Genomic DNA, 13,033 nt, shown 5'->3' on the forward strand with positions numbered 1-13,033 from the left:
CGGTAACGACAGCCGGCAGCAAAGTGTTCCGCGCACGAAAAACCACAAATTCCACCGAGACGGTTTCCGGCGAGCATTTCCGATGTTTGCAACTATCAGGCTCATTTTGAGCGGTGAATCATGTTAAGATGGACGCGGGACGGCCCATACCATTTTCTGAGTTGAGCACTAAATTACCGATCGTCGAAGAGGGGGATTTTCGTGAGCAACCAATCCAGCGAATTCGCGCGCGACAGCGTTGCGGTAGACAGCCTCAATGGGCATGACCACAAAACGATGGCGTTCGACGACGCCAGCGCGCTTCTGGAAGTCCTTGTCGCGGTTAGGCGCGGCGACTTTTCCGTACGGATGCGGTCCGACCTGACAGGTCTCACGGGCAAGGTCGCCGATGCCCTCAACGACATCATCGCCGCCAATCAGCGCATGGCCCGGCAGCTCGAGCATGTCGGACAGGTGGTCGGCCGGGACGGGCGAACGAGCACGCGCGTACGCTTCGGCCTGTCGGACGGCTCCTGGTCCGAAATGGAAGGATCGATCAACGGTCTGATCGACGATCTCCTATGGCCGACGACCGCCGTCACGCGCACGATCACCGCGGTCGCCAAGGGAGATCTCTTGCAGACCGTGCCGCTGGATGTCGACGGGCGGCCGCTCAAAGGCGAATTCCTCCGATCGGCCGATATCGTCAATACGATGATCAAGCAGCTGAGCGTCTTCACCTCGGAAGTGACGCGCGTCGCGCGCGAGGTCGGCACGGACGGAAAACTCGGCGGCCAGGCACAGGTGCCGGAGGTGACGGGCGTCTGGAAGGATCTCACCGAAAGCGTGAACTCGATGGCGTCGAACCTGACGGCGCAGGTGCGCAATATCGCCGAAGTGACGATCGCCGTTGCGAATGGCGATCTTTCCAAGAAGATCACCGTCGACGTGCGCGGCGAGATCCTGCAGCTCAAGGAAGCGATCAACACTATGGTCGACCAGCTCAGGTCCTTCGCCTCGGAAGTGACGCGTGTCGCCCGCGAGGTCGGCACCGAAGGCAAGCTCGGCGGACAGGCGCTGGTGCCCGGGGTGGCCGGCACCTGGAAGGATCTGACCGATTCCGTCAACGCCATGTGCGGTAACCTGACGGCGCAGGTCCGTAACATCGCCCAGGTGACCACGGCCGTGGCGCGCGGCGACCTGTCGCGCAAGATCACCGTCGACGTCTCCGGTGAAATCCTTGAGCTGAAGGAGACCATCAACACGATGGTCGACCAGCTGAACGGCTTTGCCGGCGAGGTGACGCGCGTGGCGCGTGAAGTCGGCACGGAGGGCCGCCTCGGCGGCCAAGCGCAGGTGCCAGGCGTCGCCGGCACCTGGAAGGACCTCACCGACAACGTCAATTCCATGGCCTCGAACCTCACCGCACAGGTGCGCAACATCGCCGAAGTCTCGACTGCGATCGCCAACGGCGACCTGTCGAAGAAGATCACCGTGACGGTGTCGGGGGAAATCCTCGAGCTGAAGGAGACGATCAATACGATGGTCGATCAGCTCAACGCCTTTGCTTCGGAAGTGACCCGTGTGGCCCGCGAAGTCGGTACCGAGGGCCGGCTTGGCGGCCAGGCCAATGTGCGCGGTGTTGCCGGCACCTGGAAGGATCTAACCGAAAACGTCAACTCCATGGCCGGCAACCTGACGGCGCAGGTCCGCAATATCGCCGAAGTCTCGACTGCCATCGCCAATGGCGACCTGTCGAAGAAGATTACCGTTGACGTGAAGGGCGAGATCCTCGAATTGAAGGAAACCATCAATACGATGGTGGACCAGCTGAACGCCTTCGCCTCGGAAGTGACGCGCGTCGCCCGCGAAGTGGGCACGGAAGGACGGCTTGGCGGCCAGGCCAATGTGCGCGGCGTCGCCGGCACCTGGAAGGATCTGACCGACAGCGTCAATTCCATGGCCTCCAACCTGACCGGGCAGGTGCGCAACATCGCCGAAGTCGCGACTGCCGTCGCCCAGGGAGACCTTTCCAAAAAGATCACGGTGACGGTATCGGGCGAAATCCTCGAACTGAAGGAGACCATCAACACGATGGTCGATCAGCTCAACGGCTTTGCCGGCGAGGTGACGCGTGTGGCGCGCGAGGTGGGTACGGAAGGGCGGCTCGGCGGCCAGGCGAACGTGCTCGGCGTCGCCGGCACCTGGAAGGACCTGACCGACAGCGTCAATTCCATGGCGGGCAATCTGACGGCACAGGTGCGCAACATCGCCGAAGTCTCGACTGCGATTGCCAATGGCGACCTGTCGAAGAAGATCACCGTGTCGGTCTCGGGCGAAATCCTCGAGCTCAAGGAAACGCTGAACACCATGGTCGATCAGCTGAACCGCTTCGCTTCCGAAGTGACGCGCGTGGCGCGCGAAGTCGGCACCGAGGGCAAGCTCGGCGGCCAGGCGCAGGTGCCGGGTGTTGCAGGCACATGGAAGGACCTCACCGAAAACGTCAACTCCATGGCCTCCAACCTCACCGGTCAGGTCAGAAACATCGCCGAAGTGACGACCGCCGTGGCGCGCGGCGACCTGTCGCGCAAGATCACCGTCGACGTGAAGGGAGAAATCCTGGAACTGAAGAACACCATCAACACGATGGTGGACCAGCTCAATGCCTTCGCCGGCGAAGTGACGCGCGTCGCCCGCGAAGTCGGCACCGAAGGCAAGCTCGGCGGCCAGGCGCAGGTCTCCGGTGTTGCCGGCACCTGGAAGGACCTGACCGACAGCGTCAACTCCATGGCCGGCAACCTGACGGCGCAGGTGCGCAACATCGCCGAGGTCGCCACCGCCATCGCCAATGGCGACCTGTCGCGCAAGATCACGGTCGACGTGCGCGGCGAAATCCTGCTCTTGAAGGATACTTTGAATACCATGGTCGATCAGCTTCGCTCCTTTGCCGGCGAAGTGACGCGTGTTGCCCGCGAAGTCGGCACCGATGGCAGGCTCGGCGGCCAGGCCGTCGTTCCCGGTGTCGCTGGCACCTGGAAGGACCTGACCGATAACGTCAACCTGCTTGCTGCCAATCTGACGACCCAGGTTCGAAACATTGCCGAAGTGACGACGGCCGTGGCGCGCGGCGACCTGTCGCGCAAGATCACCGTCGATGTGAAGGGGGAAATCCTCGAACTGAAGAACACCATCAATACGATGGTGGACCAGCTCAACGCCTTTGCCGGCGAAGTGACGCGCGTCGCCCGCGAGGTAGGCACCGAAGGCAAGCTAGGCGGCCAGGCGCAGGTGCCGGGTGTCGCCGGCACCTGGAAGGATCTGACCGACACCGTCAACGTCATGGCCGCCAACCTGACCGAGCAGGTCCGCGGCATCGTCAAGGTGGTGACGGCGGTCGCGAACGGCGACCTCAAGCAAAATCTCACCGTCGCGTCGAAGGGTGAGGTGGCCGCCCTTGCCGAGACCATCAACAACATGACCAACACGCTCGCAACCTTTGCCGATCAGGTGACCACGGTTGCGCGTGAGGTGGGCGTGGAAGGCCGCCTCGGTGGTCAGGCGAATGTTCCGGGTACTGCGGGGACCTGGAAGGACTTGACCGGCAACGTCAACCTGCTTGCCGCCAACCTGACGACGCAGGTGCGTGCCATCGCCGAGGTGGCGACCGCCGTCACCAAGGGTGACCTGACGCGCTCGATCAAGGTCGATGCGCGCGGCGAAGTGGCCGAGCTCAAGGACAACATCAACACGATGATCGACAACCTCAGGCTCACCACCGAGCGCAACACCGAGCAGGACTGGCTGAAGACCAACCTGGCGCGCTTCACCAATATGCTGCAGGGACAGCGCGACCTGACGCTGGTCGGCAAGATGCTGCTGTCGGAGCTGGCGCCGCTGGTCGGCGCCCATCAGGGGGTCATCTACCAGGTGGATGCCGACGAGCGGCAGCCGGTCCTGTCACTGCTTTCCGTCTACGCCAAAGGGGGCGAGGCGGCGCACCCGGCCCGGCTCGAATTCGGCCAGGGACTTGTCGGCCAGTGCGCCAGCGACGCCCGCCGCATCCTGGTCACCGACCTTCCCGACAACGTCGTTCCGATAAGCTCCGGCGTGTTCACGACTCTGCCGAGAAGCGCCATCGTTCTGCCGGTGCATTTCGAAGGCCAGGTGAAGGCGGTGATCGAGCTTGCCTCCGCAGGCGAATTCACCGAGCTGCAGCTGTCGTTCCTCGATCAGCTGACGACATCGATCGGCATCGTCCTCAACTCGATCGAAGCGACCATGCAGACCGAAGGCCTGCTCAAGCAGTCCCAGCAGCTCGCCGCCGAGCTTCAGACGCAGCAGCGCGAGCTGCAGCAGACCAACGAGCAGCTCGGGCAGAAGGCGCAGCAGCTGGAGGAGCGCAACGTCGAAGTCGAGGCGAAAAACCAGGAGATCGAGCAGGCCCGGCGCGCGCTGGAGGAAAAGGCAACAGAGCTGGCGCTGACATCGAAATACAAATCCGAATTCCTCGCCAACATGTCGCACGAACTGCGCACGCCTTTGAATTCGATCCTCATTCTCGGCCAGCAGCTGGGAGAAAACCCGGATGGCAACCTCTCGGGCAAGCAGGTCGAATTCGCAAAGACCATCCATGGCGCGGGCACCGATCTGCTGAACCTCATCAGCGACATCCTCGACCTGTCGAAGATCGAGTCCGGAACGGTCTCGGTTGATGCCGAGGAGATCTCCGTCAGCAACCTGCTCGAAGTGATGGCCCGGCCGTTCCGGCACGAAGCCGAAAACCGCAACCTGTCGTTCGCAGTCGAGGTCGGCGCCGATATCACGAAAAGCATCATCACGGATTCGAAGCGCCTCCAGCAGATCCTCAAGAACCTGCTGTCGAACGCCTTCAAATTCACCGCGCAGGGCGGTGTGACGCTTCGCGTCGCATCGGCAACGAGCGGCTGGTCGTCCGATCATCCCTCGCTCAAGCACGCGCCCTCGGTCATTGCCTTCGAAGTCGTCGATACCGGCATCGGCATACCGCCCGAAAAACAGCGCATCATTTTCGAAGCGTTCCAGCAGGCGGATGCCTCGACAAGCCGCAAATACGGCGGCACGGGCCTCGGCCTGGCGATCAGCCGCGAACTGGCAAATTTGCTCGGCGGCGAGATCCAGCTGCGCAGCACCCCCGGTGTCGGCAGCACCTTCGTTCTCTACCTGCCGCTCACCTATGTCGGCGCGGGCGCGGTTGCGCCGAAGGCTGTTCCGCCGGCAAATGTCGTGGAATTCGCCGAGGCGGCGGCAAACCGCCGCGCCGACAAACCGACCGAACATGTCGAAGACGATCGCCATCAGATAGCGGCCGGCGACTCGGTGCTGCTCGTCGTCGAGGACGATGCGCACTACGCCCGCGTCCTGGTGGATCTTGCCCGCGATAATGGATTCAAGGTTCTGGTGGCGATGCGCGGCAGCGATGCGCTCGCACTCGCGCAGGACTACAGGCCGGCGGCGATCTCGCTCGACATCTTTCTGCCCGACATGCTCGGCTGGACGGTGTTGAGCCAGCTCAAACAGAATCCGCAGACGCGGCATATTCCGGTCCAGATCATCAGCCTCGACGAGGATCGTCAGCATGGGCTGACCCGCGGCGCCTTCGCATTCATGAGCAAACCGACGACGCCGGAAGGCCTCGGCAAGGCACTGTCGCGATTGAAGGCCTATGCACAACCGCGCCGCAAGCATCTGCTGCTCGTGGAGGACAACGAGGCCGAGCGTCTGAGCGTTACTGCCCTTCTCGGACATGACGACATCGATATCACCAGCGTCGGCTCCGGATCGGAGGCTCTCGCTGCCCTTCGGCAGAATTCTGCCGACTGCGTGGTGCTCGACCTTTCCCTTCCCGACATGTCCGGCTTCGACGTGCTGGAGCAGATGCGCGACGACGCCGAGATCGGCGAGGTGCCGGTGGTCGTGTTCACCGGCCGGGAGCTTTCCGCCGAGGAAGACGCGGCGCTGCACAGCATGGCCCGCAGCGTCGTGGTCAAGGGGGTGGAGTCGCCGGAACGTCTCCTGGATGAGACGGCCCTGTTCCTGCACCGGGTGGTCGCCGACCTGCCGGCCGCAAAACAGGCGACGCTGCAGGAACTGCACAGCTCGGACGAGGATCTGGTCGGCGAGACGGTGCTGCTCGTCGACGACGACGCCCGCAACATCTTCGCGCTGAGCAGCGTCCTCGAACGCCGGGGGATGAAAGTCCTGACCGCGACGACCGGCAGCGAAGCCATCGACGTCATCAACAACGAACCCACTGTCGCGATCGTGCTGATGGACATCATGATGCCTGGAATGGACGGCTACGAGACGATGCAGGTCATCCGTTCGGAACCCCGGTTCCGGCGGTTGCCGATCGTGGCGCTGACGGCCAAGGCGATGAAGGGCGACCGCGAGAAATGCCTGGAAGCGGGCGCGTCCGACTATCTGGCGAAGCCGGTCAATACCGAACAGCTTCTGTCGGCTCTTCGCATGTGGCTGCATCGCTGAGGATCTGGCCATGAACCCCGTCAACATCCTCCTCGTCGACGACCAACCGGCAAAGCTCCTGAGTTACGAGGTCATTCTCGAAGAGCTCCAAGAAAACCTCATCAAGGCGCAATCGGCTCGCGAAGCCTTCGAGCACCTGTTGCGCACCGAAATCGCGGTGATCCTCGTCGATGTCTGCATGCCCGAACAGGATGGGTTCGAACTCGTCAGCATGATCCGGCAGCATCCGCGCTATCAGAACACGCCGATCATCTTCGTTTCCGCCGTGATGCTGGCGGAACCGGACCGGCTGCGCGGCTATGCAGTGGGCGCGGTCGACTACGTCTCCGTCCCGATCGTCCCGGAGGTGCTCAGAGCCAAGGTGCGGGTCTTTGCCGATCTCTACAGGAAGACGAGGGAACTCGAACGCCTGAACGCGGAGCTGGAGGCCCGCGTTCACCAGCGGACCGCCGAGCTCGAGGCCTCGGCAGCGCAGTTGCGCGAACTCAACGAGGAACTCGAGCACCGGATCGATCAACGGACGCGCGAGCGCGAAGAGGCGCTCGCACAGTTGTTCGAGGCGCAAAAGCTCGACACGATCGGCCACCTGACGGGTGGCGTGGCCCACGACTTCAATAACCTCCTGATGGCAGTTCTCGGCAGCCTGAACCTTCTGAAGAAACGGCTTCCGGCCGATGAACGCAGCGAACGCCTGGTGACGAATGCGATCCAGGCGGCCGAGCGCGGCACCGCGCTCACCCAGCGCCTGCTTGCCTTCGCACGCCGCCAAGAGCTTAAGCCGCAGGCGGTCGACTTCTTCAGGCTGTTTGAAAACGTCGAGGACCTTCTCGCCAAGGCGGTGGGGCCGCGCATCGAAATCCGCAAAAGCATCCCGGCGGATCTGGCGCCCCTCCTCGTCGACAGCAACCAGCTGGAACTGGCGCTGCTGAACCTCTTCGTCAATGCCCGGGATGCGCTCGAAAGCGGCGGAGCCGTGACGGTTGCCGCGGCGGCAGCCGAAGACGCCCGGCCGGCCGGCCTCGCGGGCGGAAATTACATCAGGATATCGGTGGCGGACGATGGCGAGGGGATGGACGAGGCAACGGTCTCGCGTGCCGCCGAACCGTTTTTCACCACCAAGGGGGTCGGCAAAGGCACCGGTCTCGGCCTGTCGATGGTGCATGGCCTGGCGGCGCAATCCGGCGGCTCGATCCAGATATCGAGCGTCAAGGGCAAGGGCACGACGGTTTCGCTGTGGCTGCCCGTTGCCGAAACCTTCGTCAAGGTGCCGCCTCCCGTCGAGCCTCCGGCCCCGGAGCCCTTGAAACCGGCGTCGCGGCCGCTTGCCATTCTGGTCGTCGATGACGATGCCCTTGTCAGGACCGGGACCGTGGCGATGCTCGAGGATCTCGGGCACCTGCCGCAAGAAGCGTCTTCCGCCTCCCAGGCTTTGGAATTCTTTGCCGAGGGGCAGGGTTGCGATCTCGTCATCACCGATCATGCCATGCCGGGCATGACGGGCGCCGAGCTTGCGCGTCACCTTCGCTCCTCCTTTCCAGGCCTGCCCATCATCCTTGCATCGGGCTATGCCGAGTTTTCCGAGGACCATGGTCTCGGCCGGATGCTGCGGATGAAGAAGCCGTTCACGCAGGAACAGCTTCAGGCGGCGATGGATCAGGCGCTCTCGGGCAAAGTCGCGGCGGCTTGAGGGTTGAAGTGCCGCGGCTGCAATTTCTGGTCGCAGTCAAGGTGGTGCCGTCTGTTTTATTTGTCCGGGTTATCAAAAACTGATAATATTGCCTCGATGAAAGGTATTGCCATGCCCTCCAGCTATAATATTGGGCCTCGCTATGAAGGCTTTGTCCGTGAGCTTGTGGAAAGCGGGCGCTATGCCAGCGCCAGCGAAGTCATGCGCGATAGCCTCCGCTTGCTGGAACAGCGGGAGGAAATTCGTGCGCTTGAACTGGAAAAACTCAAGCGGGAATATGCCGAGGGCAAAGCCAGCGGCGAACCCGAAGAGATTGATCCTACGGCCTTCCTGCAAGAACTGAAAGCAGAACGCGCAGCCCGTGGCTAAATATAAGTTGACTCCGCGTGCCCAGCGCCAGATGCGCGATATCTGGCGCAATATCGCCGTTCACAATGAACTGGCTGCCGACAGGCTCCTGCAAAAGCTTTTCGACAAGTTCGAACTGGTCGCGGCTCATCCCGAAATGGGGCCTGCGCGCCCGGAAATTAGCCCCGTCGCCCGCCTGATTATCGAGGGGCGTTATATCGCCATCTATGAACCCACCAATTACGGCGCCGAAATTGTCGTCGTTGTCCACGGGATGCGCGAGCCCACGACCTGGCTCGATTGACCCAACCTTCTATGTTCCGGTGAATACCGTCACCTGGTGACGGCGGCCGCTTTCGCGTGTCCGCTGGCGGACGAAACTTTTTGCTCCCGCAAAAGTTATCCAAATCCCATCCCAATTTCATCGAAGGCTTTCCTTTGACCCAAATGACGTTCGGACCGGCATTCACCGAAGAGGGCATTCTATTCCGCCTTTGGGCTCCCCTGCATGAAAGCGTGTCGTTGAAGATCGAAGGCGCTGATCCGCGGCCGATGCAGGCGGTCGGAGACGGCTGGCACCACTATACGGTCGCGGGTGCCAGTGTCGGTACGCAATACCGCTTCGTCCTGCCGGACGGTCTCGAAATTCCCGATCCCGCCTCACGGTTTCAGCCGCAGGATGTGCGCGGACCGAGCGAGGTGGTCGACCTTTCCCTCTATCGCTGGAAGGCAAGCGACTGGACCGGACGGCCCTGGGAGGAGATGGTCATTTACGAGATGCATATTGGCTGCTTCACGCCGGAGGGCACTTTCAAGGCCGCGATCGAGCGGCTCGACCATCTGCAGGCGCTGGGCGTTACGGCGCTGCAGATCATGCCGCTGAGTGAATTTCCCGGCCGTTACAGCTGGGGTTATGATGGCGTGCTTCCCTATGCTCCGGACAGCAGCTACGGCCGGCCGGAAGATTTCATGGCGCTGGTGGACGCAGCGCACCAGCGCGGCATCGCGGTTTTCCTGGACGTGGTCTACAATCACTTCGGGCCTGACGGGAACTATATCCCCTCCTATGCGCCGCTCTTTACCGACCACCACAAGACGCCCTGGGGTAACGGCGTCAATTACGACGGCGACGGATCGGAGATGATCCGCGAGTTCATCATCCAGAACGCCATCTACTGGATCACCGAGTTCAGGCTCGACGGTTTCCGCTTCGATGCCGTCCACGCCATCAAGGACGACAGCGCCGAGCATCTGCTTCACGCGCTTGCCCGCCGCGTCAGGGCCGCGGCCGGCGACCGGCATGTTCATCTGATCGTCGAAAACGAGGAGAACGACAGCGACCTGTTGCAGCGTGATAAAAACGGGGAAGTGAAGCTGTTCACCGCCCAGTGGAACGACGACGTACACCATGTGCTGCATATCACCGCCACCGGCGAAACCTTCGGCTACTATGCCGATTACGCCGGTGACGCCGGCAAGCTCGGTCGGGCGCTGGCGGAAGGCTTCGTGTTTCAGGGGGAGCACATGCCCTATCGCGGCGCAAGCCGCGGCAGCCCGAGCGGCCATCTGCCGCCCACCGCTTTCATCTCCTTTATCCAGAACCATGACCAGATCGGCAACAGGGCGCTGGGGGACCGGGTTCTGGCTTCGAGCCCGGCTGATGTCGTCAAGGCCGTCGCCGCCATCTACCTGCTGGCGCCCGAGATCCCGATGCTGTTCATGGGCGAGGAATGGGGCGCCAAAGAGCCTTTCCCCTTCTTCTGCGATTTCGACGAGGACCTGAACGAGAAGGTCAGGAGAGGCCGTCGCGAGGAGCTTTCCCGTCTGCCGGGCTTCGACGCCGACGACCTTCTCGACCCGACGGCGCCATCGACCTTCACCGCCGCCAAGCTGGACTGGTCGAAACTTGCCTCCTCGAAGGTCCTTGGTTTTTACAGGACGCTTCTCGACCTTCGGCACCGAAGGATCGTGCCTTTGCTGAAAGGCGCTGGCGCCGGAAACGCGGTCTATCGCTCCGCGGGAAGCGCGCTCGCAGTGGATTGGACCCTGGCTCAAAACCGCCGTCTTCATCTGCATGCCAACCTCGGCGCCGAGGCGGTGCCACTCGTCTCGCAGCGGAGCGACGGCGAGACGATCTTCCGTCTCGGTGGCAGCGATAGCGGCGGTCTCGCCCCCTGGACGGTAATCTGGAGCATCAGCGAGGCGTGACGGCGTGCTGACAGGAAGGCGATTGAACGATGAAATCTGCTGAGCTCGACAAGCTCGCCCGCCGGCACGGCATCAGCCCGACCAGGCCCAGTCCCGACAATCGGGAGGTGGCGATCTCAGGCGAGACCAAGCGCAAGATCCTCTCGGCACTGAAGATCGAAGTGCCGGGAGCGGCCGATCCCGAGAACGGCGCGCCGCGGCGGGAGCCCGAGCCGGCGACTAAGAAGATCGTCAGGTCATTTCTGCCCGATTTCCTTTCCGGCACGCGCGTCTGGGGCGTGAGCCTGCAGCTCTACGAGCTCCGTTCGGCGCGCAACTGGGGCATAGGAGACTTCGAGGATCTGTCCGATATGGCGGATCTCGCGGGATCGCTGGGCGCCGATTTCATCGGCCTCACCCCGCTTCACGCGCCGTTTCTCGCCGATCCCGACCGTTGCAGCCCCTATGAGCCCTCGAGCCGCCAGCATCTCAACCCGCTCTATATCGCCGTCGACCGGCTGCCGGGTTTTGCCTGCAGTCCCGAACTCGAACGGCAATTGGCAGGCCTTCGCCAAACCGATCTCGTCGATTACGCCGGCGTCGCACAGATCAAGCTGAGGGCCCTGCGCGATCTCTGGCCGGCCTGGCGACGGCGCAGCGTGATCGGCGACGCCTATGATCCCGCCGATTTCGACGCCTTCATTACGCAAGGTGGTAACAGCCTGCGGCTGCATGCGCTTTTCGAATGCCTCTCGTTTTCCATGGTCGAGCACGGGGTGGGCGCCAGCTGGCAATGGTGGCCGGCCGATTTTCAACGCTTCGACAGCGCCGTCGTCGCCGAATTCGAGCGCGGACACGCGGACGATGTCCGTTTCCACATGTGGCTGCAGTGGCTTGCTCACCGGCAGCTGATGCAGGCGGCGGAGCGGGCGCGGAAGGCCGGCCTGCGGATCGGGCTCTATCTCGATCTTGCCGTCGGGGAGGCGGTCGATGGCTCGGCGACATGGAGCGAGCCGGATATCTATGTCTCGAAGGCCACCATCGGCAGCCCACCCGATCCCTTCGCCGTCGACGGGCAGGACTGGCATCTCGCCGGATATCTGCCCTCCGCGATCGCGGCAGGAGAAATGTCGCCTTTCCGACGCATGGTCAGCGCCGCCATGCGATATGCGGGCGCCATCCGCATCGACCACGCCGCAGCGCTTCGCCGCCTCTTCCTGGTGCCATTGGGCAGCAGGCCGGAAAGCGGCGCTTTTGTCCGCTATCCCCAGCATCGGCTTCTGCAGATCCTCGCCGAGGTGTCCGCCGAGCATCGGTGCCTCGTCATCGGAGAAGACCTTGGACTGATCCCCAAGGGATTGCAGGGCGATCTGGCGGCCTCCCATATTCTCTCCTATCGCATCCTTTCCTATGAGCAGGACGAGAAGGGCTTCAAGCCGGCGGACGCCTATCCCGTCCTGGCTTTGGCCTGCATTTCGACGCACGACCACCAGACCCTTGCCGGCTGGTGGCGCGGCGCCGACATTCAGGCCCGGTGCGACCACGGCATCGTGCCGCCCGATCTCACCGAGAAACATCTCGAAGACCGCAAGCGCGAGCGGAGAAACCTGAAAGCGGCGCTGAAGGCTGCCGGCCTCGGCCTGCCGGCCAGGCTTTCCCAAGCGCGGGCAAGCGAGGAGACGCTGAGAGAATTGACTGTCAGCGCCTATCGCTTCATCGCCAGGACGCCCTCGCTTCTCGCCGCGGTCCGTCTCGCCGATCTCAGCGACGAGAAAAGTCCAACCAATGTTCCGGGCACCAGCGACAGCTATCCGAACTGGAAGCCGAAGCTATCGGTTTTGCTCGCGCATCTGATGTCGAGCCCGCTGCTCAAGAGCGTGACGGCGGCAATGCGGGAGGAGCGTCCACGGGAGTGATTAAGGCCGGGCGAGCCGTCCGCTTCATCATTGCCGTTCGAGAGGGCCTGCCGCGCATATGGAAATCGCTTCGCGCAGGGAACGAATAGGAAGCCGGCGAATTTTGAAGGAATAAGGACAGGGATCGCGAGATGAACGCTTGTCCGCATTCGCCGCTTCAGATGCGACGATCAGTATCGATGGAAACAAGACCATGACGACCGCATTCATCCTCATCGCATTGGCTCTGATCATGATCTATGCCGGCCCGACATTGCTGTTCATCTGCGTCGGATATGCCGACTATATGCTGGAGCGTCGAAGGCATTTGGTAGCTCTGAGGCACGCCGTGAAGCGCCGCAGCGACGAGTTTTAGACGCTTGCGGCAGACGGCAACCGAGATGATTTTTGATGC

7 protein-coding genes are annotated in these 13,033 nt (G+C 62.6%); all 7 read left to right on the forward strand.

Annotated features, from left to right (window positions below; translation table 11 throughout):
- Window positions 1–201 precede the first annotated feature (201 nt).
- The 7 genes from OLZ32_RS16335 (at window position 202) to OLZ32_RS16365 (ending at window position 12,994) form a co-directional block, all read left to right on the forward strand.
- Window positions 202–6,501 carry a HAMP domain-containing protein gene (locus OLZ32_RS16335; protein ID WP_017991407.1) on the forward strand — a complete coding sequence of 2,100 codons (6,300 nt, stop codon included), beginning with the start codon at window positions 202–204 and terminating at the stop codon, window positions 6,499–6,501.
- Between the two features lie 10 nt (window positions 6,502–6,511).
- Window positions 6,512–8,188, forward strand: a complete 1,677-nt coding sequence (locus OLZ32_RS16340) for a response regulator (RefSeq protein WP_264397234.1) — start codon at window positions 6,512–6,514, stop codon at window positions 8,186–8,188.
- 111 nt (window positions 8,189–8,299) lie between these two features.
- Window positions 8,300–8,557, forward strand: a complete 258-nt coding sequence (locus OLZ32_RS16345) for a type II toxin-antitoxin system ParD family antitoxin (protein WP_003549968.1) — start codon at window positions 8,300–8,302, stop codon at window positions 8,555–8,557.
- The gene (locus OLZ32_RS16350; RefSeq protein ID WP_003549969.1) at window positions 8,550–8,840 is read left to right on the forward strand and encodes a type II toxin-antitoxin system RelE/ParE family toxin; all 291 of its coding nucleotides are present in this window, start codon (window positions 8,550–8,552) and stop codon (window positions 8,838–8,840) included. Before OLZ32_RS16345 ends, OLZ32_RS16350 begins: the two co-directional genes overlap by 8 nt.
- Before the next feature lie 134 nt (window positions 8,841–8,974).
- Window positions 8,975–10,744, forward strand: coding sequence for a malto-oligosyltrehalose trehalohydrolase (treZ, locus tag OLZ32_RS16355; protein ID WP_026160242.1), 1,770 nt, complete (start codon window positions 8,975–8,977; stop codon window positions 10,742–10,744).
- A 29-nt stretch (window positions 10,745–10,773) separates the two neighbouring features.
- Window positions 10,774–12,639, forward strand: a complete 1,866-nt coding sequence (gene malQ / locus OLZ32_RS16360; protein WP_264421810.1) for a 4-alpha-glucanotransferase — start codon at window positions 10,774–10,776, stop codon at window positions 12,637–12,639.
- Between the two features lie 193 nt (window positions 12,640–12,832).
- Window positions 12,833–12,994 (forward strand): hypothetical protein, encoded by a 162-nt coding sequence (locus OLZ32_RS16365; protein ID WP_003549973.1) that lies wholly within the window; start codon window positions 12,833–12,835, stop codon window positions 12,992–12,994.
- The last annotated feature ends 39 nt before the right edge of the window (window positions 12,995–13,033 follow it).

Origin of the sequence: Rhizobium acaciae (assembly GCF_025941625.1) — a bacterium.
Lineage (GTDB): Bacteria > Pseudomonadota > Alphaproteobacteria > Rhizobiales > Rhizobiaceae > Rhizobium > Rhizobium acaciae.

Bases quoted from the DNA above. Each gene is read 5' to 3' on its own strand.
- OLZ32_RS16345 (WP_003549968.1), top strand. From the start codon at position 8,300: ATGCCCTCCAGCTATAATATTGGGCCTCGCTATGAAGGCTTTGTCCGT.
- OLZ32_RS16340 (WP_264397234.1), top strand. From the start codon at position 6,512: ATGAACCCCGTCAACATCCTCCTCGTCGACGACCAACCGGCAAAGCTC.
- OLZ32_RS16365 (WP_003549973.1), top strand. From the start codon at position 12,833: ATGACGACCGCATTCATCCTCATCGCATTGGCTCTGATCATGATCTAT.
- malQ (WP_264421810.1), top strand. From the start codon at position 10,774: ATGAAATCTGCTGAGCTCGACAAGCTCGCCCGCCGGCACGGCATCAGC.